Annotated in this window: 17 protein-coding genes and 1 pseudogene; 10 read left to right on the forward strand and 8 right to left on the reverse strand. The window is 71.4% G+C overall.

The window, feature by feature from the left end:
• Positions 1–30 precede the first annotated feature (30 nt).
• Positions 31–675 (reverse strand): hypothetical protein, encoded by a 645-nt coding sequence (locus BGO37_RS17410; RefSeq protein ID WP_291757051.1) that lies wholly within the window; start codon positions 673–675, stop codon positions 31–33.
• Positions 672–1,649 (reverse strand): sugar-binding transcriptional regulator, encoded by a 978-nt coding sequence (locus tag BGO37_RS17415; protein ID WP_291757052.1) that lies wholly within the window; start codon positions 1,647–1,649, stop codon positions 672–674. The genes BGO37_RS17410 and BGO37_RS17415 overlap by 4 nt, the downstream gene beginning before the upstream one ends.
• 137 nt (positions 1,650–1,786) lie before the next feature.
• Between BGO37_RS17415 and BGO37_RS17420 the strand changes: the two genes are divergently transcribed.
• The 6 genes from BGO37_RS17420 to BGO37_RS17445 all read left to right on the forward strand — a co-directional run bounded on the left by BGO37_RS17420 (position 1,787) and on the right by BGO37_RS17445 (position 8,342).
• A complete protein-coding gene (locus BGO37_RS17420; RefSeq protein WP_291757054.1) occupies positions 1,787–2,842 on the forward strand; it encodes an ABC transporter permease in 1,056 nt (351 codons plus the stop codon).
• A gap of 91 nt (positions 2,843–2,933) precedes the next feature.
• Positions 2,934–3,944, forward strand: coding sequence for a substrate-binding domain-containing protein (locus tag BGO37_RS17425; RefSeq protein ID WP_291757057.1), 1,011 nt, complete (start codon positions 2,934–2,936; stop codon positions 3,942–3,944).
• A 1-nt stretch (position 3,945) separates the two neighbouring features.
• Complete coding sequence (locus tag BGO37_RS17430) at positions 3,946–5,517, forward strand: sugar ABC transporter ATP-binding protein (RefSeq protein ID WP_291757061.1); 1,572 nt, start codon at positions 3,946–3,948, stop codon at positions 5,515–5,517.
• Positions 5,518–5,548: 31 nt separating this feature from the next.
• Positions 5,549–6,202: an SIS domain-containing protein gene (locus BGO37_RS17435; protein ID WP_291757062.1), complete on the forward strand. Its 654-nt coding sequence runs from the start codon at positions 5,549–5,551 to the stop codon at positions 6,200–6,202.
• Positions 6,202–7,680, forward strand: a complete 1,479-nt coding sequence (gene xylB / locus BGO37_RS17440; RefSeq protein WP_291757065.1) for a xylulokinase — start codon at positions 6,202–6,204, stop codon at positions 7,678–7,680. The genes BGO37_RS17435 and xylB overlap by 1 nt, the downstream gene beginning before the upstream one ends.
• Before the next feature lie 2 nt (positions 7,681–7,682).
• Positions 7,683–8,342, forward strand: a complete 660-nt coding sequence (locus tag BGO37_RS17445) for a transaldolase family protein (RefSeq protein WP_291757068.1) — start codon at positions 7,683–7,685, stop codon at positions 8,340–8,342.
• Positions 8,343–8,390: 48 nt separating this feature from the next.
• Here the strand turns inward: BGO37_RS17445 and BGO37_RS17450 are convergent, their stop codons facing one another.
• From BGO37_RS17450 to BGO37_RS17470, 5 genes are all read right to left on the reverse strand, one after another.
• A complete protein-coding gene (locus tag BGO37_RS17450; RefSeq protein WP_291757071.1) occupies positions 8,391–9,326 on the reverse strand; it encodes a PRD domain-containing protein in 936 nt (311 codons plus the stop codon).
• Positions 9,323–10,735: a glycoside hydrolase family 1 protein gene (locus tag BGO37_RS17455; protein WP_291757072.1), complete on the reverse strand. Its 1,413-nt coding sequence runs from the start codon at positions 10,733–10,735 to the stop codon at positions 9,323–9,325. Before BGO37_RS17455 ends, BGO37_RS17450 begins: the two co-directional genes overlap by 4 nt.
• A 2-nt stretch (positions 10,736–10,737) precedes the next feature.
• The gene (locus BGO37_RS17460; RefSeq protein WP_291757076.1) at positions 10,738–11,289 is read right to left on the reverse strand and encodes a glucose PTS transporter subunit IIA; all 552 of its coding nucleotides are present in this window, start codon (positions 11,287–11,289) and stop codon (positions 10,738–10,740) included.
• Between the two features lie 37 nt (positions 11,290–11,326).
• Positions 11,327–13,216: an FAD-dependent oxidoreductase gene (locus BGO37_RS17465; RefSeq protein ID WP_291757078.1), complete on the reverse strand. Its 1,890-nt coding sequence runs from the start codon at positions 13,214–13,216 to the stop codon at positions 11,327–11,329.
• Positions 13,217–13,277: 61 nt separating this feature from the next.
• The gene (locus tag BGO37_RS17470) at positions 13,278–14,723 is read right to left on the reverse strand and encodes a PTS transporter subunit EIIC (protein ID WP_291757079.1); all 1,446 of its coding nucleotides are present in this window, start codon (positions 14,721–14,723) and stop codon (positions 13,278–13,280) included.
• Positions 14,724–15,380: 657 nt separating this feature from the next.
• On the opposite strand from BGO37_RS17470, the gene BGO37_RS17475 reads away from it, so the two are divergent.
• The 3 genes from BGO37_RS17475 (at position 15,381) to BGO37_RS17485 (ending at position 18,326) form a co-directional block, all read left to right on the forward strand.
• A complete protein-coding gene (locus BGO37_RS17475) occupies positions 15,381–15,662 on the forward strand; it encodes an HPr family phosphocarrier protein (RefSeq protein ID WP_291757081.1) in 282 nt (93 codons plus the stop codon).
• Positions 15,659–17,410, forward strand: a complete 1,752-nt coding sequence (gene ptsP / locus BGO37_RS17480) for a phosphoenolpyruvate--protein phosphotransferase (RefSeq protein WP_291757083.1) — start codon at positions 15,659–15,661, stop codon at positions 17,408–17,410. The genes BGO37_RS17475 and ptsP overlap by 4 nt, the downstream gene beginning before the upstream one ends.
• A gap of 70 nt (positions 17,411–17,480) precedes the next feature.
• Entirely contained in the window at positions 17,481–18,326 is an 846-nt protein-coding gene (locus BGO37_RS17485; protein WP_291757084.1) for an HAD family hydrolase, read from the forward strand.
• 233 nt (positions 18,327–18,559) lie between these two features.
• Here BGO37_RS17485 and BGO37_RS17490 read toward each other — a convergent pair.
• Positions 18,560–19,017, reverse strand: a pseudogene (locus tag BGO37_RS17490) (transposase); the annotation flags it as partial.
• A 95-nt stretch (positions 19,018–19,112) separates the two neighbouring features.
• Between BGO37_RS17490 and BGO37_RS17495 the strand changes: the two are divergent.
• The gene (locus BGO37_RS17495) at positions 19,113–20,144 is read left to right on the forward strand and encodes a LacI family DNA-binding transcriptional regulator (protein WP_291757087.1); all 1,032 of its coding nucleotides are present in this window, start codon (positions 19,113–19,115) and stop codon (positions 20,142–20,144) included.
• The last annotated feature ends 8 nt before the right edge of the window (positions 20,145–20,152 follow it).

A 20,152-nucleotide genomic window follows, 5' to 3' on the forward strand; every position in this document is an offset into this window, starting at 1 on the left:
CGAGCCCCGGGGCGGGGCGACCGGACTGGGTCAACCCGCGCCGGGGCTCGTCTGTGCGGTCCCTGACGCCGCGGCCAGCCACGCGCTGGGCTCGGCGCACGAGCACAGCGCGGAGCCGCTGACCACCCACGTGGCCCCGTTCGAGGCGCAGGCCCGGGCGTGGTCCAAGGTGACGCCGCCGTCCACGCCGAGGTCGCGGCCGTCGGCCAGCGCGCGCAGGCGCTCCAGGGTCGTCGGGATGAACGTGCTGCCGGCGTGACCAGGGACGATGGACATGACCAGGATCGCGACGTCCGACGGGACGCCGGTCAGCGCACCGAGCGGTGTGCCGGGGGAGATCGCCACCCCCGGCTGCCGGCCGAGGGACCGGATCCGGTCGACGGACTCCGCCCATCCGGTGGCCTCGACGTGGACGATGATCCGGTCGCAGCTCGGCGCCCACGCGTCCACCTGCAGGAGCGGGTCGGTGACCATGAGGTGCGCCTCGCCGGGGAGACCGGTCAGGCGGGTGAGCCGTTCGACGGTGCCCACGTCGAAGCCGCCGGGTGCCGCGAGGACTCCGTCGGACACGTCCCAGTGCCAGCGTCGCAGCCCGCCGGCCGCCAGCCGCCGCGCCTCGGAGTCGAGCCGGTCCTTGGGCGTGGACCAGAGGGAGGCCGCGACGGTGAGGCTCATGACGCGGTCGTCGATGCCAGGGCCGGCAGCTGCAGGAGCGCCTCCGCGAGTGCGCGGTCAGTGACGAGTTCCGTGCACAGCCCGGCGCGGACGATGGCCGCCACGGCGCGGGCCTTCGGCGCGCCGCCCGCGGCGGCGATCTTTCGCGGGATCGCCCGCATCTGCTCGAAACCGATGGTCACGCAGCGGTCCTGGAAGTCGGGGGCGACCAGCTCGCCCTCGTCGGACACGAGAAGCGAGGCGACCTCGGCACGCACCCCGACCTGCAGCAGGTGCGCGCGCTCGTCCTCGCTGATGGTCCGCAGCAGCTGGGAGTTCGGCGGGTCCCATGAGCCGACGGAGACCACAGCGGTGGTCACCGAGTCGAACATCCGCAGTGCGGCCGCCACGTCCGGCTGACGACGCAGCGCCTGGGCCGTGCGCGGGTCGTCGACGACGAGCGGGGCGAAGATCGGCCGGGCGCTGCCGCCGGAGCGCAGCGCGACCCGGCGGATGATCTCCACCGGCGACTCCTCGACGTCGCCGCCGATGGCACCCGTCAGCTGCACGACGTCCACGCGGGGCAGCGGCGGCATCGCCGCGCTCATTGCCGTCAACGTCCGTCCCCAGGCCAGCCCCAGCACCTCACCGGCGTGCAGCGTCTCGCCGAGGAGCCTGGCTGCGGCTTCTCCGACCTGCCGTCGGACGGCGTTCTCGTCGCCGCTCGCCTCGACCACCACGGCCGCGTCCAGGCCCAAGTGCCGGCAGACGCGTGCGGACAGCTCGGCGTCCACCAGTCCGTCGGCGTCGATGGTGATGGTCACCACGCCGGTGGACCGGGCCTGCTCGAGCAGCCGCGCGACCTTGAACCGGGACAGCCCGAGGTCCTGGGCGATCTGCACCTTGGAGATGTCGTCGACGTAGTAGCGCCGGGCGACGAGAACCATCAGCCCGCGCTCGTCGGCGGCACTGCCGCGAGCCTCATGTTCGCTCATGTGAGCACTGTAGCGCGCTCGAACGTGTCCCAATCGTGATCCAGAGGACTTGGCGATCGGCGCTGAGGCGCGTACTGTCCTCCAACAGATGAGCGCAGAGGAGCGCTCAAATGAGCAGACTGCAAGGAGGCAGCTCCATGACAAAGCGCCGCCACATCCCGGAGGAGCTGGGGGTCGGCGTGGTGATCGTCCTGGTCGCCGCGATCTTCAGCCTGATGTCCCCGACCTTCCGCACGCTCGACAACGCGAACCTGCTGCTGCTGAACGGCACCGTGATCGCGTTCCTCGCGATGGGGCAGGCCTTCGTCCTGCTGACCGGCGGGATCGACCTGTCCACGGGTTCGAACATCGCGCTGACGGGCATGGTCGCGGCGCTGACGATGCGGGCCGGCCTCCCGTGGTGGCTCGGCGCCCTGTCGGCGCTCGCCGTCGGCGCGGTGGTCGGCGCGATCAACGGTGCCCTCATCCACTACGTGAAGCTGCCGCCGTTCATCGTCACGTTCGCCACGTTCGGTGTGGCCGCGAGCATCCCGCTGATCCTCACGGGCGCGAACTCCGTGAACGTCGCCGACCCGCTGTTCGCCATCATCGGCCGCGGCTCCCTGTTCGCGGTGCCCATGCCGGTGGTGCTGGTCGCGGTGTTCGCCATCGCGCTGACCGTGCTGCTGCGGATGACACCGACCGGCGTGCACATCTACGCGGTCGGCGGCAACGCCGAGACCTCGCGACTATCCGGGATCCCGATCGGCCGCGTGACCATGCTCGTCTACGCCATGTCAGGGCTGTGCGCCGGCATGGGCGGCCTGATCACCACGTCCCGCCTGATGGTCGGCTACCCGTCGGCCGGCTCCGGCAACGAGCTGTTCTACTCGATCGCCGCCGCGGTGGTCGGCGGTGTGAGCCTGTTCGGCGGCATCGGCTCCCTGCCGGGCGCGCTGCTGGGTGCAGTGCTCATCGCGACCGTGTCGAACGGGATGAACGTCGTGGGCGTCCAGTCCTTCTGGCAACCCCTGGTCATCGGCCTGATCATCCTCGGCGGCGTGATCATCGACACCTACCGCCGCAAGTCGTCCCTCAGCCAGCTGCTGCGCCGGGCCTTCCGACCAGGAGGCGCCGCCGCGGACGACACCGCGCTGCAGACACCGGCCGCCGCCGCGCCGCCGCTCGAGGCGGGATCCGCCACGACCCACTGAGTGTCCGTTCCACCCGGGGCCGGCGTCCGTCCAGCGGACCGACGGCCGGCGCCGGGACCGAGTGTCCGTCCAACCGAGAGATGAGAGAGCAATGAAGCTTCGCAACCCGATCATCGTCGCCGGTCTGTGCGCCGGTGCCCTGCTCCTGGGCGCCTGCGGCGCCGTGAACACCGGCACCGCCAAGGCCGGGTCCGCGGCATCGGCGAGCAGCACCGGCGGTATCCCCAAGCCCGCCTCGTGCTCGGACGCCACTCCGTACGTCGCGGTGGCGCTGCCCAACCTGACCAACCCGTACTACGTCGCCATGAAGAAGGGCTTCGAGGACGCGGGCCAGGCCAACAAGCTCAAGGTCGAGGTGCAGATCGCGAACGACGACAGCGCCAACCAGCTGGCGCAGGTCCAGGGCATGCTGCAGAAGAAGCCGTGCGCGCTGGCGCTCAACGCGGTCAAGTCCGAGCCGGGTGCGGCGATCGTCAAGGCCGCCAACGACGCAGGCGTGCCCGTCTTCACGGTGAACGTCGGGATCGACGAGACGTCGCTGAAGTCTCAGGGCGCGAGCATCGTGCAGTACCTCGGCGCGGACAACGCGGCCGGCGGCAAGCAGGTCGCCGAGCAGCTCCTGAAGGACGCCGGTGCCGACGCGAAGCTCACGGTGGGCCTCGTCACCGCCCCCGACGAGACGCCGGCCGTGACCCGCGACAAGGGCTTCGAGAGCGGCATCGCGTCGGACGCCAACGCCAAGGTCGTCGCGACGGTCGACGGCAAGGTCAAGCCGGACGTCAGCCTCAAGGCGACCACCGAGATGCTCGCCGGGAACCCCGACATCAACGTGATCTTCGCCTCGACCGGCCCGGCCGCGTACGGCGCACTGCAGGCACTCGGCTCGAACTCCAAGGTCAAGGTCTACGGGTTCTGCGCCGCGGACCAGCCGCTGACCGCCCAGTACCCCGCCTGCGTGGCCCAGGAGCCCGAGGTCTACGGCACCAAGGTCATCGAGCAGATCCGCGGGTGGCTGAACGGCACCACGCCCCAGGCGCAGGTGCTCGAGTCCCTGAAGCTGTTCACCGTGGGTCAGACCCCCGGCGCGGGCGAGGTCGGCTGACATGACCACGACGTCGACCGGGACGCCGGCAGGGCTGAGCGTCCGAGGGATCATCAAGCGGTACTCGGGTGTGACCGTGCTGCACGGCGTCTCGGTCGACGTGCGGCCGGGTGACGTGGTCGGCCTGGTCGGCCACAACGGCGCCGGCAAGTCCACGCTCCTGCGCACCGTCTCCGGGGCCACCACGCCGGACGGCGGCGAGATCACCGTCGACGGGCGGCCCACCGCGATCGACTCGCCGTCCGCCGCCATCGCGGCCGGCATCGCCACCGTCTACCAGGAGCTCGCGCTCCTGCCCAACCTGACCGTGGCGCAGAACATCTACCTCGGCGAGGAGCGGGCCAGGGCCGGGATCCTGGATCGTGAGGGGATGCGGGCGGGCGCCCGCCGGCTGGTCGAGTCCTTCGGCCTGGCCGTGGACGTCGACCGCAAGCTGGGCGACTACCCCGTGGCCACGCGTCAGATGCTGGAGATCGCCGTCGCCACGCACCGGGACGCCAAGTACCTGCTCCTCGACGAGCCGACCACCAGCCTCGAGGGCGGTCAGGTCGAGAAGCTCCTGGAGATGGTGCGGTCCCTGGCCGCCGACCGGGGGCTAGGCATCCTGTTCGTCGACCACAAGCTCGACGAGCTGTACGCCGTCTGCAACCGCGTCGTTGCCCTGGTCGACGGCCGGGTCCGGATCGACGGCCGCGTCGACGAGATCAGCAGGCACGACGTCGTCGCGGCCATCGCCGGCGACGAGGTGGCCGACGCTGTGACCGGATCGGGTGGGGCGGCTACGCCGGCCCACGCCGGGCAGGCGCCGACGAGCGACGTGCGCCGGTGGCTGCCGGAGAAGTCCGGCGGCCGACGGCTGCAGATCGAGGGTCTGCAGGCACCCGGCGTGCGGAACGTGTCGCTGACCGCCGAGCCGGGTCGCGTGCTGGGTCTGTACGGGCTCGTCGGTGCCGGACGCACCGAGGTGCTGCGTGCCCTGGTCGGCCTGGCGCCCATCACGGGCGGCACCGTCCTGCTCGACGGCGAGCCGTACCGGCCGGCCACCCCGGCGGCCGCTCAACGCGCCGGCGTGGTGTACGTGACCGAGGAGCGCAAGTCCGACGGCATCGTCCCCGGGCTGAACTCCCCGATGAACGTCGTCCTTCCCGTCCTCAAGCGCTACCGGCGGGCCGGGTTCCTCGACCGCTCCCGGATGCTCACCGACGCCGACGAGCTGCTCGCGCAGCTGCGCGTACGCGGCAATCGGAACGGACCCGTGGTGAGCCTCTCGGGCGGCAACCAGCAGAAGGTGCTGCTCGCCCGTGCGATCGCCCAGCGCCCGCGGGTGCTGCTCCTGGACGAGCCGACCAAGGGCGTGGACCTCGGCGTGAAGGCTGAGATCCACCGCATCGTGCGCTCCCTGGCCCACGACGCCGGCCTGACCGTGGTCATCGTCTCCTCGGAGGAGGACGAGATCTGCGAGGTCGCCGACGACATCGCCGTGGTCGCGCACGGCCACTCCACCGGAGAGCTGGTGCCTGCCGAGCACCGCACGCCCACAGCGCTGCGCCGCGAGGCGTGGGCCGCGGCCTGACCCGACCTGACCGTCAGAAACGAGAACCACCATGACCACCAGCGCCCAGGACGCCACCCTCCAGGTCGCGCAAGACCTCGTAAGACGAGAGGGTCGCGGCGTCGCCGAGGTCGCGGACCGGCTCGACCAGAGCTTCCTCGCCGCCGTCGAGCTCGTCGACGCCACGACCGGCAAGGTGTTCGTCACCGGGTCGGGGACATCCGGGGCCATCGCCCGGCGGATGGCGCACCTGCTGTCCGTGTGCGGGACACCGGCCATGTTCCTTCCCGGCATGGACGCGCTGCACGGCACGATGGGTGCCGTGGCAGCCGGCGACCTGCTCATCACGCTCTCCCGCGGCGGGGAGTCCGACGAGCTGAACGACCTGTCCCGTCGCGTGCAGCAGCGGGGCGTGAAAGTCATCGCGGTCACGGCCGCACCCACCTCCGCCCTCGGCACGCTCGCCGACCTCACCGTGGTGGTCGACCCGGGTCCGGAGGTCGACCCGGGCGGGGTCATCGCGATGGGCTCCACGTTGGCGACCGCCGCGTGGGGCGACGCCCTGGCCACCGTCCTCATGCAGCGGCGCGGGTACGGCTGGGACGAGGTGCTGTTCACCCACCCCGCCGGAGCCGTCGGCCGGCTCGAGCAGCTGCCCGACGCTCTTCCGAGCCTGGCCGAGCCTCCTGTCGGGACGGACGACTGATGGGCGTCGTCGTCGGCGTCGACTCCTCCACGCAGTCGTGCACGGTCGAGGTGCGCGACGCCGACGACGGCCGGCTGCTCGGAGCCGGTCGGTCCCCGCACCCGCCGACGTCCCCACCGGTCAGCGAGCAGGACCCGCAGGCCTGGTGGACCGCCTTCGGCTCCGCGCTGGGCTCCGCGCTCGGCGCGGCCGGCCTGCACGCGCGGGACGTCGACGCGGTGAGCATCGCCGCTCAGTGCCACGCCCCCGTGCTGCTCGACGGGCAGGACCGGGTGCTTCGCCCCGCCAAGCTCTGGAACGACACGACCTCGAGCCCACAGGCCGCCCAGATGGTCGCCGAGCTCGGCGCCGCCGGCTGGGCAGCAGCAGTCGGATCCGTGCCGACCGCCGCGTTCACCATCACCAAGCTCGCCTGGATCGCCCAGCACGAGCCCGAGACCCTCCGCGCCGTGCGCACCGTCCTGCTCCCACATGACTACCTCACCCACCGCCTCACCGGCCGCGTCACCACCGACCGGTCGGAGGCCTCCGGGACTGGCTACTTCGCCGCGCACACCGGCGAGTACCTGCTCGACCACCTCGCGCGCTGGGTGGACGGATCGCTGGCCTGGGCCGACGTGCTGCCCGACGTGCTGGGACCGTCCGAGGCGGCCGGCACCGCCGCGACGGCCGACGCCCGCGCGCTCGGCCTGCGTCCCGACGTCGTGGTCGGGCCGGGCGCCGGCGACCAGCACGCGGGTGCCCTCGGCATCGGCCTGGCGCTGCATCAGGTCCTGTACAGCCTCGGGACCTCGGGCGTCGTCATGACGACCTCGGCGGCCCCCGTCCACGACGCCTCCGGATGGGTCGACGGGGTCGCGGACGCGACCGGAGGCTGGCTGCCCCTGACGTGCTCCCTGAACTGCGCGAAGGTCACCGACGCGGTGGCCCGACTGCTCGCCGTGGACCACGACGAGCTGACCCGGTTGGCGCTGAGCGCACCGCGGCGCAGCGACCGCCTCGTGCTCGCCGCCTACCTCGACGGCGAACGCACCCCCGACCGGCCGCACGCGCGCGGCATGCTCGCCGGCCTGCGGTCGGACACCAGCCGTGAAGAGCTGGCGCTCGCCGCCTACGAGGGCGTGGTCCTCGGGCTCGTCCGCGGCCACGAGCAGCTCCGAGCGGCCGGCGCGGGCGCCGACGGAGCCGTCGTCGTCACCGGCGGCGGTGCTCGATCGCTCGCGTACCGGCAGGTGCTCGCCGACTGGCTGGGTCAGCCGGTCGAGACGCGCGACGTCCCGGAGGCGACCGCGCGCGGCGCTGCCGTCCAGGCGGCGGCAGTGCTCGCCGGTGCGAGGGTGACCGACGTCCGGGACGCCTGGACACCCGCCGTCAGCTCCGTCGTCGAGCCGCGGGAGGGTGGCGACGACCTTGTGCGCGAGCGGTACCTGTGGCTCGCCGGGATCCCGCAGCCCGGCGAACAGCGCGAGGAGGGGTGAGAGTGGACCTGTACCTGGACACGGCCGACCGCGCGGAGCTCGAACCCCTGCTGGCCACGGGCCTGTTCCGCGGCGTCACCACCAACCCGCTCATCCTCGCCAGGTCTGGTGTGCGGCTGGACGAGGTCCCCGACCTGGTGGCGTGGCTGTTCGTGCACGGCGCGGGCGAGGTCTTCGTCCAGACGACAACCGAGTCGGCCGACGCCATCGAGGCGGAGGGTCACCGGCTGCGAGGCCTCGACCCCCGCGTGGTGGTCAAGGTCCCCGCCACTCGGGAGGGGCTGACCGCCGTCCGGCGGTTGTCCGACGCCGGCGTGCCCACGCTGGTCACAGCGGTGCACAACCCCCGCCAGGCCATCCTCGCCGCCTCGGCGGGCGCCTCCTGGATCGCGCCCTACCTCGGGCGCGTCTCAGAGGCCGGCCGGGACGGACTCCAGGCGGTGGCGCAGATGGTGCGCGTTCTCGCCGGGACGTCGACCCGCACTCTCGTCGCCAGCGTCCGCTCTGCCGAGGACACGGTCCGCCTCGCCACCGACGGCGCCGAGGCCGCGACTCTCTCTGGGGCCGTGGCCCGGGAGCTCTTCGTCGAACCCCTCACTGACGCGGCCGTCGCCCAGTTCAGCGAGTGCCTGCCCAGCCTCGGCGCGCGCGTCGGCGGCTGAGCAGCCGAGGCACCCGCGTCGCGCCTACTCGGGCCGCGGCTAGCGAGGTCAACGGCGGCCCGGGGACTCCCCCGTGGCGCCGTGCGCCGCGGTCAGCCGGGCCACGTGGAGGCTGAGGTAGAGCAGCTCGTCGCCGTCGACCGGCCAGGAGTAGATGGCCTCGAGGAGTGCAGCGATCCGTTGCGCCGAGGCGTACTGGCGCGGTCGGCTGATCCGGACGGTCTCGAGGAGCACGTCGGCGTCGCCGGCGACGCTGGTCGGTACTGGGGTCTGCTGGCGCTGCCGGTTCCGCACGATGAGGAACCGCAGGTGGGTGACGAAGCGGGCGACGTCGACGGAGTCCTCGTCGAAGGGGATGCCGTACTCCTCCTCGACGATGCGCAGAATCCTCTGGAGTGCGTCGGTCATGCGCGCGTAGTCGCGCATGTCCTCCGAGCCGAACTGCGCGTTGACGAAGTGCATGGCGATGGGCACGGCTTCTACGGCGGGGAGGCGGGTGCCGGTGCGGCGCTCGATGATGTCGAGGGCCTCGTGGCCGAACTGCAGCTCGGCGGGGTACAGGTAGGACAGCTCGGAGCGCAGCGGGTACTCGATCGCCAGCCCCTCGTGGGCGCGCCGCAGCGCGAAGCCGAGGTGGTCGGCGAGCGGGATCAGGATGCGCGCGGTCACGTGGTTGCCGAGCCGGTCGCGGCCGGCGCGCATGACCTCCTCGGCGGCGGCGACGGCGTCGATGGAGATCTCCTCGACCATGGCTGCGAGGCGTTCGATCGAGCCGATGCCCTCGGGGACGAAGGTGCGCTGGGCGGCGGCGGGGTCGATCCGGTCGCCGGCCTTGGACCGGAACCCGATGCCGGGCCCGAGGAGGATGACCTCGACGCCGGCGTCGTCCATTCCCAGGACCACGGAGTTGTTCAGCACCTGCTTGACGCGCACGGCTCCTCCTGTCGACGACGTCGTCGGGTGCGGCGATGTCGTGCTGCTCATGCGACCGGGCCGTTCGCGGTGATGACGCGGCGGTACCAGTGGAAGCTGTCCTTGCGGATGCGGTCGAGCGTGCGTAGATCGTCCTCGCCGCGGTCGACGTAGACGAATCCGTACCGTTTGCGCATGCCCTGGTGCGTCGAGACCAGGTCGATGGCGGACCAGGGGCAGTAGCCCATGATCTCGACGCCGTCCGTCAGGGCGGCCTGCATCTGGGTGATGTGCTGGTGCAGGTAGTCGATGCGGTACGGGTCGTGGACCGCTCCGTCGGGCTCGAGGACGTCGTCGGCGCCCAGCCCGTTCTCGGTGACGAGCAGCGGGAGGCGGTAGCGGTCGTACAGCTGGCGGAAGGTGTTGCGCAGGCCGATCGGGTCCATTTCCCAGCCGAACCCGGTGCGCTGCAGGTGGGGGTTGTCGACGCCGCGGTAGACGCCGGGCTCCCCGATGAGCAGGTGCTGGTCACCGGACCCGCCCGCGGCGGGGCTGTCGTCGCGGGCGGCCGCGACGGTGTGGGACGTGTAGTAGTTGAACGCGATGAAGTCGGGTCGGCCGGCGCGGAGAGTGGCCAGGTCGTCGGCGCTGACCTCGGGGGCCCAGCCACGCTCGACCAGGTAGCTCCAGGCCGTCGGGTTGTAGCGGCCGTGGACCGCCACGTCGAGGTACAGCCAATTGCGGATCGCGGAGAAGTCGTCGGCGGCGAGCACGTCGAGGGGGTCGCAGCTGGCCGGGTAGACGCACGCGATGTTGGGCGCCGGGCCGACCTTCGCCTGCGGAGCGAGCTGGTGCACGACGGCCATCGCGCGCGCCTGGGCCAGCAGCATGTGGTGGTTCTGCCGGTACAGCTCGCGCTGCGGGTCGGCGGAGCCGGGCGGGACCAGGCCGAGCGCGGAGCCGAACAGGATCATGGTGTTCTGCTCGTTGATGGTCAGCCAGTGGCAGACCTTCGCTCCGTACTCACTGACCAGAAGCCGTACGTAGCGCTCGAATGCGTCGACAGTGCCGCGGTTCGACCAGCCGCCCTTGTCCTGCAGGCCGGCCGGCAGATCGAAGTGGTACATGGTGACGACCGGCTCGATGCCGGCCCGCAGGAGCGCGTCGATCAGCCGGTGGTAGAAGGCGACACCGTCCGGGTTGACCGCCCCGTCGCCGTCGGGGATGAGCCGGGTCCACGCGATGGAGAACCGGTAGGCGCGCAGCCCGAGCTCGGCGAACAGCGCCACGTCCTGCGCGAACCGGTGGTAGTGGTCGCTGGCGACGGTGACGTCGGCGGTGCCGGCGGGCAGCTGTGTGCGGGTGTCGATGACGGACGGTCCCTTGCCGTCGGCGTTCCACCCGCCCTCGACCTGGTAGGCGGAGGTCGAGGCTCCCCATAGGAACGACGCGGGGAAGGGTCGGGTCTGGCTGTGGTCCATTGTCAGGACGCCACCAGGACGAGCGGCTGGCCGGCTTCGACGGTGCCGTCGGCGCACGGCTCGACGGCGCCGTGCTCGGCCGAGTTGGTGACCACCAGGATGACGGTGGTCGGGTATCCGGCCGCGGCGACCGCAGCGAGGTCGAGGTCGACCAGAGCGGCGCCGGCGGTGACGTGCTGACCCTGGTGGACTTGCGGGGTGAAGTGCTCTCCGCCCAGGGCGACGGTGTCGATGCCGACGTGCACGAGCACCTCGACGCCGGTGTCGGACCGCAACCCGTAGGCGTGCGGCATCGCCGAGACGACGGTGCCGGTGACGGGGGAGACGACCTGCCCGTCGGACGGTTCGACCGCAGCCCCAGGGCCCAGCACGCCCGAGGCGAAGGCTGCGTCTGCCACCTCGTGCAGGGCCAGCACGGTGCCGGCGGCGGGAGCAGCCAAGGTGATGGGGGTGCCGGGCTCGGGGGTGGTGCCGGCGTCGGGCTGGGTGGCTCGCCTGCGGGTGGCGGCTCGGAACAGGCGCCCGAGCGAGCGCTCCTCGGTGGTGCGGGTCATGGGCTCTTCTCCTGGCGAGGCTCGGTACGTGTGCTGGTCAGACGTTCAGTGCGTAGGTGTGCCCCTCGAAGACGGCGTCCATGATGATGCGGGGTCGCACGCAGTCCCCGACCATGACGATCTCCGGGGTGATCCCGTAGAACGCCCGTGCCTGCTCACTGCGGGCGCGCATGCCGACGGAGATCACCACGTTGTCCGCGCGCAGCCGGTGCTCGGTGCCGCGCTCGTCGACGACGACCACGCCGTCCGCCTCGATGCGCGCGCACCGGCTGCGGAAGCGGAACTGCAGGTTGGGGGTGGTGTCGACCTTCTGCCACAGGCCCTCCCGGTACAGGGAGTTGCCCTGCGGCGCGTACCGGTCGCCCATCTCGACGAGGGTGACCTGCTTGCCGCGCAGACGGGCCAGCTCCAGACCGATCTCGGTGCCGATCGACCCGGCGCCGACCACGACGACGTGCTCGCCGAGCTCGTCCTCGCGCATGATCGCGTCGTTGCCCGTCATGACGTGCGGCTGGTCGATCCCGGGGATGGGAGGGGTCACCTCGGTGGCTCCCACGGCGACGACCAGGGCGTCCGGGGCGAGCTCGGCGACCCGGTCAGGGGTCGCCTCGCAACCCAGTCGGACGTCGATCGTGCTGTCGGCGACCTTGCGCAGCAGGTAGTCCAGGTAGGCGCGGATGTCCTGCTTGTAGTGCTCGCGGGCGACGTACTGCAGCTGGCCGCCGAGCACGGTCTCCCTCTCCAGCAGGGTGACCCGGTGCCCGCGCTCGGCCGCGGTGAGAGCGGCGGTGAGGCCGCCGGGTCCGCCGCCGACGACGACGACGTGCCGGGTGCGGGCCGCCGGCTCGGCCCGACGCGGGATGAAGGACTCGTTCCAGAACCGCGGGTTCACCGAGCAGCCGACGTTCCGGCGGTTGGTGGAGATGTGGTAGCACTGCAGGCACCGGATGCACGGAACGATCTCGTCGGCCCGTCCCTCCTGGGCCTTGCGGGGCCAGTCGGGGTCGGCGATGAGCGGTCGGCCGAGGGCGACCATGTCGACGGACTCGCCGGCGATGAGCTGTTCGGCCTCGTCCGGCGTCATCACCGCGCCGACCACGCTGACCGGGATGTTGACGTTCTTCTTCACCTCGGCCGCCCAGACGGCGTTCGGCATGTGCTTCTCGAAGTTCGTCGTGGCGCAGTGCACGTTGCCCTGGATGCCGATGTCGACGCCGGCGGAGATCTGGACGGTGTCCAGGTAGGGCTCGGCCATGCGGATGAACTCCAGCACGTCGGGGAACTCGATCGAGTTCTCCATGAACTCGTACGCGCTGATCCGCATGTCGACCGGGAACCGGGGCCCGACCGCCTCGCGCACGGCGGCGAGGATCTGCAGCGGGAACCGGGCCCGGTTCTCCAAGGAACCGCCGTACTCGTCGGTGCGCTGGTTGTTGCGGGGGGACAGGAACTGCGCCGGCAGCCAACCGTGCCCGAAGTGCAGGAAGACCATGTCGAAGCCGATGTCGCGTGCCTCACGGGCTGCGCGGCCGAACAGTCCGGCGACCAGGTCCATGTCCTGCGCCGTCATGGCGCGGACCTCGATGCCGTCGTCCCGGGTCTTGGCCACCGGTCCACGGGCGAAACCGTGGACGCGCGCGTACTCGCCGCCGTGGAAGAGCTCGATGGAGGCCTTGGCGCCGGCCTGGTGGATCTTCAGGACGCGCCGCCGCGTCTCCTCGACCTCGTACTTGGCGAACGGGTCCGGCTCGTCGGCGCTGGAGTAGCTGGAGTGGCCCGGCTCCACGATCGCGTGGCCGGCGATGACGATGCCGGCGCCGCCGAGCGCCTTGTCCTCGAAGAAGTCGCCCGTGGGGGTAGCCACGATGCGGTTCTTCGTCACCATCGAGTTGATCGTCAGGGGGCTGAACAGGTGGGGGAAATCCATGCCAGGGCCTTCCAGGGGTGCGCGGGTGGGGCCGTCGGGGGTCGGCCCCACCCGCAGCGGATCAGCGGGTGACGGCAGGTGCCGGTTCAGGTGCGGCCACCGTCTCCGCCGTGGACGGCGACGGGGCGACCTGCGGCCGACGGCGACGCTCGAGCAGCAGCGTCGTGACGAACCCGCCGGCGATCGCGACGAACACCGCGGCGAAGTACGGCACCGCCCGCGGGGAGGCGAGGAAGGCCGGTGCGCCGAGGATGCCGCTGAAGGCGAACGCGGTGATGTACACGTCGAACAGGCCGCACACCAGACCACCGAGCAGACCACCGGCGATCACGGCGACGAAGTACCGCTTGTTCTTGATGATCACGCCGTACAGGCCCGGCTCCGTGATCCCCGCGACGCCGTTGACGAAGGCCGCCGACCCGGCGACGGTGCGGGTCGCCTTGTCGCGGTTGAGGATCAGCACGGCCAGCAGCACGCCGAGGACGGCGTAGTTGCCCATGCCGCCGGCGGCCAGCGAGTACTCCTTGCCCTGGGCGGCGAGGATGCCGAGCTCGATCGGGAGCACCAGCCAGTGGGCGCCGATCATGATGACGAAGATGAAGAAGCCACCGAACAGCAGGCTCAGGATCAGCGGGTAGTGAACCAGCCAGTTGTAGCCGTTGGCGATGCCGTCCGCGATGCCGAAGCCGAGCGGCCCGAAGACGAGCAGCATCGCCGGCACCATGATCACCAGCGAGAGCACCGGCACCAGCAACAAGTGCGTCAGCTGGGGCAGGATCTTCTTCAGGCCCCTCTCCAGGTAGGAGTACGCCCACATGCCGACGAGGATCGGCAGCACCGTGTTGGCGAACGACTGCCCGACGAACGGGATGCCGAGGAAGTCGAGGTGCTTGCCCGTGACGTTGATGGCCGTCAGGTTCGGCTCGAGCAGCGCGGCGCCGATCGTGGCACCCACGTACGGGTTGGCGCCGAACTGCTTCGCGGCGGTGAACGCCAGCAGGACGGGGAAGAAGTAGATCATCGCGTTGCCGGCGGCGGACAGGATCGCGTAGGTGTTCGAGGTGTTGGCCAGCCAACCGAGCTGCACCGCGATGGCCAGCAGGCCCTTGATGATGCCGACCGAGGCCAGCACGGGGATGTACGGGGCGAAGATCGCCGACACGGAGGCCAGCACGCGGTCCACCCAGGTGCCGCCGGTGCGGCCCCGCTTGGACCGGTCCAGCGTCGCGGTGGTGGTCGGCGCCGAGCCGTCCGTCTCTGTGCGCACGCCGGGCAGGGCGGCCACGGCACGGAACGCCTCGGGGACGCGGGGGCCGACGATCACCTGGAGCTGCCCCTGGGAGTCGACCACGCCGAGGGCCTCCGGGAGCGCCGACAGCCGCTCGCGGTCGGCGGCGGAGGGGTCGACCAGCTGGAAGCGCAGCCGCGTCGCGCAGTGGGTGACCTGGCGGATGTTCTCCGGCCCACCCACGGCCTCGACCGCGGACCGGGCGAAGGATTCGTACATGGTTCGTCCTTTCACGCAACGTTGCGTGTCGTGTTCGGCTGGGAGCCGGAGCGGAGGCGCTCCGGGCGTCGACTGCTCCGTCGCAGTCGCGAGCCGGTGCACGGAACGGAGGGTTCCCGTGGCGGACCAGGCAGGTCGTGCCTGCGCCGCACCGGGGCCTGGGACCCGAGAAGAAGAACCACGCCGTCGTCGCTGCGTGCGACGAGAGACGAGGACCACGCCGTCTTGTCGGGACCTGTGCCCGTTCGACCGGTCCCGGGTTGTCGGCATACCCCGGGCCCAGGCGGACGGGACTACCGTGCGCCGGGCCTCAGGTCTTGCCTCCGAGGAGTAACAACCCCAATGGCCGTGGTGAAGCGTTGCGCTTCGACGCGCATCCTGCACGCGGCGTGCGGCCGCGCGCAAGTCCCGGCGGTCGACGAACGGCAGTCGCGGCGTCGTGCGAGGTCGTTTGACGAGGCGTCCGACGGGGCGTAAAACATGCCGCCAGGGTTGTTACTGAGTCCGATCAGGCAAGACCTGGGGAACCGCCGAGCGCACGGGCGCCGAGCGGAGGTCCCCAGGTCTTTTTCTTTGCCCGGTCGCCGGCGGCGGCTCACTGCTCGCACATCAGCTGGTCCGCACCGCGGCGGACGACGACGGAACGGGGACAGACACATGACTCGACGACGAGCGACGATCGCCACGGCCAGCGGCCTGCACGCCCGACCGGCCGCACTGGTGACCCAGCTGGCGGCCAGCGGTGGGGTGCCCGTGCTCCTGGGCCGCGTCGGCCAGCCGCCTGTGGACGCCACCAGCATCTTGATGCTCATGGGCCTGCGGCTCGAGCACGGGGACGAGGTGGAGCTGACCGCCGAGGGGGAGGGTGCCGAGCGGCTGCTGGCCGAGCTCGGGGCGCTGCTGGAGACGGACCTCGACGCCGTCCCGGCCTCCAGATGACCCCCGCGACCGCGTGGGTGTCGGGCGCCGAGGACGCTCAGCCGGTCCCGTCCCAGGAGGTGCTCCGTGGCCTGGGCGTCGGCCGCGGGTGCGTGGTCGCACCCGTCGTCGTGCTGGCCGCACCGGCCCGCGTTCCCACCGACGAGCCGGTGCCCGCCGACCTGGAGGTCGCCGAGGCGCAGCTGCGCGGTGCACTAGGCGCTGTCGCCGCGGACCTGCGACGTCAGGCCGACGAGGCAACCTTGGCCTCGTTGCGCGACATGCTGCAAGCCGCGGGGACCATCGCGGCCGACCCGGCGCTTGCCGCCGAGTCGGTGCGTCTGCTTCGCTCCGGGCTCGGACCGGCGACCGCTGTGGACCGTGCCGTGGGCCAGTTCGCCGAGGTCTTCGCCGCCGCCGGGGGTGCGCTCGCCGAGCGGGTCACCGACCTGCGCAGCGTCCGCCACCGGGTCGTCGCGCGCCTTCTCGGCGTCCCGGAACCGGGCCTGCCGACGCTCACCGGCCCGACGGTGGTCGTCGCGGAGGACCTGTCGCCGGCCGACACCGCCGGCGTGGACCTGCACCACACCGTCGCGATCGTGACCGAGCTCGGCGGTCGCACGAGCCACACCGCGATCATCGCCGGCCAGCTCGGCCTGCCCTGCGTCGTGCAGGTCACCGGCGTGACGGCCGTGACACCGGGCACCCGGGTCCTCGTCGACGCTGCCGCCGGCACCATCACGGTCGCCCCGACCGAGGACCAGACGCAGGAGGCGGCGCGCCGTCAGGAGAGGGCGCGCCGCCTCGCCGACGACCTGAGTGCCGGTGCGACGGCCGACGGCCATCCCGTCGCCCTCCTGGCCAACATCGGCACGGCGGAGGACGCCGACAGGGCAGCCGAGACGGTCCAGGAGGGTGTCGGGCTGTTCCGGACGGAGGTCCTCTTCCTCGACCGCGCCACCGCTCCGACGGTCGCGCAGCAGATCTCTGCCTATCGAACCGTGGTCAGGGCGTACGCCGGGCACAAGGTGGTCGTCCGGACGCTCGACGCGGGCGCCGACAAGCCGCTCGCGTTCGTCAGGACGACCACGGAGGAGAACCCCGCGCTCGGCGTGCGGGGCTACCGCCTCGTCCGAACCGCCGCGCCGCTGCTGGAGGCCCAGCTCGAGGCGCTCGGGTCGGTGATCGCCATGCTTCCCGCCGAACGGCAAACCGACGTGTGGGTCATGGCCCCGATGATCGCCACGGCGGCCGAGGCGCGTGCCTTCGCCCTGTCGGCACGGGCCGCGGGGGTGCAACGGGTCGGCGTCATGGTGGAGGTGCCCGCCGCCGCCCTCTCGGCGAGCGAGATCCTCGCCGAGGTGGACTTCGTCTCGCTGGGAACCAACGACCTGGCGCAGTACACGATGGCTGCCGATCGGCTTCGCGGCGAGCTCAGCGATCTGCTCGACCCCTGGCAGCCGGCGATCCTGGCGCTCGTCGCCGGGACCGCCACGGCCGGCGCGCACCTGCACAAGCCCGTGGGGGTGTGCGGGGAGTCCGCCGCTGACCCGCTCATGGCGCTGGTCCTGGTGGGCCTGGGTGTGACCAGCCTGTCCATGGCACCGGCCGCCGTCCCGGCCGTCCGGTACGCCCTCGCGCACCACACGCTCGAGCAGTGCCGCGCCATCGCCGAGGTGGCCCGGGGCGCAGTCGACGCCGCCGGGGGCAGGAGTGCAGCCGCGGCTTCGATGGATGCCGAGGTGCGCGACGTCCTCGGCCTCGGTTGAGGATGCCCCGAACGCAGCCTGTGGCCGGAGTGGAACGGGGCGGTCGGCCGTGAACCCGCAGGTGCGTGAGATGCGGCGACGCGCGGTGTTCCTGGACGTGGACGGCACGTACGCGAACCGAGGGTGGGTTCCTCCGGAGCACGTCCAGGCGGTGCGGGCCGCCCGAGCGAACGGTCACCTGGTGCTGCTGTGCACGGGTCGCGCGCTGCCGGCCCTGTCCCCGGAGCTGTTGTCCGCCGGCTTCGACGGCGTCGTGACGTCTGCCGGCGCCTATGTGCTGCTCGGCGAGCGGGTGCTGGCCGACGTCCGGTTCCCGGCCCCGCTCGCCGAGCGCCTGGTTCGTGTCCTCCAGAACCACGGCGCCGGCTTCGTGGTGGAGTCTCCAGACGCCCTCTACGCCGGCCCCGATGTGGCCGACCGGCTCCAGGCTCTGCATCGCAAGGTCGGCGGTCCGGCGAGCGTGCGACGCAGCCAAGACGGACCCCAGGACCTCCTCGCCGGCCTTGTGCTGACCGAGGACCTCGGCACCGTCTCGTTCGCCAAGGTGACCTGCTTCGAGTCCCCGGTTCCGCTCACCGCCATCGTGGGGGAGGTCGGTCAGGAGGTTGCCGTCGTCCCGAGCTCGATCCCTCACCTTGCAGACTCGGCGGGCGAGCTGTACCTCGCCGGACTCACCAAGGCGCACGGCATCGAGCTGGTGGCCGCGGAGCTGGGGATGGCGGCGGAGGACGTCGTCGGAGTCGGCGACGGGTTCAACGACCTGGAGATGCTGAGGTACGCAGGGGTCGGCGTCGCCATCGAGGGCGCGCCGCAGGAGGTGCTAGCCGCCGCCGACCGGACGACGCCCGGACCTCACGGTCGGGGTGTCGCTCTGCTGTTCGCGGAGCTGGGACTCGTGGGTGAGGACCGCCGATGAACCTGTGTGCCGAACCGCTCGGCGTCCCTTCGGTCCGCGTGTCGCGACCTCGCTCTGAGGATGCGACGTCCCCGATGATTCAGTCTCGTCTGCACAGGTCCGGGACGGTCCGCCCGCCTACATTCCTGCAAACAAGTGCCACAGAGGCCCTACCACTCAATCGAGCGAAAGGGCCTCTGGCCTGCAGCAGCTCATGCGAAGGGGTCTGCTGCACGGACAGGTGACAGCCGGTCTCAGGCGGCGAGTGCGACCTGAGTGTTCATGATGGTCTCGAACTCGATGGGTGTCAGGCGCCCGAGCCTTTGTTGGCGTCGGCGGCGGTGGTAGGTCCTTTCGATCCAGTTGATGATCGCGATGCGCAGGTCCTGGCGGGTGGCCCAACGACGCCGGTTCGGACGTTCCTCTGCAGTAGCGAGAAGAAGCTCTCCATGGCGGCGTTGTCGCCAGCAGAGGCGACCTGGCCCATCGAGCCGACCAGGTCGTGGTGAGCCAGGACGTGGGCCACCTTCCGGCTTCGAAACTGGCTGCCTCGGTCCGAGTGCACCACGCACCCAGCGACGTCGCGTCGCCGCCGCACGGCGCTGACCAGGGCATTCACCGCGATCTGGGAGGTCATTCGATCACTGATCGAGTACCCCACGATCCGGTTGGAGAACACGTCCTTGATTGCGCAGAGGTAGATCTTGCCCTCGGGCTTGACACGCGCGCCGTGGTGGTACATCGTTTTGCCACCGACCTGCCAAACCGATTTACCGGGTCGCAACCGCAACGGGGCGAGAGGCGATGATGAGCGAGCGGGCGAGCATCCGTGACGTGGCAGTCCGTGCTGGCGTGTCGCCGACGACTGTCTCGCACGTGCTGAACAACACGCCGGGGACTCGAACCTCCGAGAAGACCCGCGCGCGGGTGCACGCGGCCGCTGCTGAGCTCGGCTACTCGGCCAACGCCGTGGCGCGAGCCTTGCGCACGCGACGCTCCGACTCCGTGGGGTTCGTCGGCGACGAGATCGCCACCACTCCCTTCGCCGGCAAGCTGATATTGGGTGCACAGGAGGTCGTGCGGCAGCACGACGGAGTGCTGCTCGTGACCAACACCAGCTACGACGCGGAGTTGGAGACCCGGGAGATCCGCGAGCTCCTGAGCCGCGACATCGACGGGGTGCTGTACGCCGCGATGTACCACCGCGTGGTCACCGTGCCGGCCTCCTTGCACGCAGCACCCGTCGTGGTCCTCAACGCCCGCACGAACGACGATCGGTCGTGGGTGTCCCCGGACGAGTACGCAGGCGGTGAAGATGCGGCCCAGGTGCTGATCGACGCTGGACACCGACGGCTGGCGATGATCGGCAACTCCGATCCCATCCCCGCGGCGTCTGGTCGCCCCGCCGGCTTCCTTGCGCGCGCAGCCGCGGCTGGCATCCCTGCCGAGGACGTCACCGTGGTGTACGTCTCACCCACGGCAGGGCATGCTGCCGAGGCCGCCATGCGGTTGCTCGACCGCCCGGACCGGCCGACGGGCCTGTTCTGCTTCAACGACCTGATGGCGATGGGGGCGTACAACAGCGCACGCAGGCTCGGCCTGCGCATCCCGGATGACCTGTCGGTCGTGGGCTTTGACGACCTGGCGATCCTCTCAGCGGCGGCGGACCCCGCGTTGACGACCGTCGCTTTGCCCCATCTCGAGATGGGTGCGTGGGCGGCTGAGCAGCTGTACGTCGAGATCGCGGCGCGCGCGACGGGTCAGCCGTCGCCGGTGCGCCATGCAGAGCTCCGAGGCGAGGTCGTGCACCGAGCCTCGGTCGGATCGCCGCCCCGGTAGCGGCCGGA

The organism is Cellulomonas sp. 73-92, assembly GCF_001898175.1.
GTDB lineage: Bacteria > Actinomycetota > Actinomycetes > Actinomycetales > Cellulomonadaceae > Cellulomonas.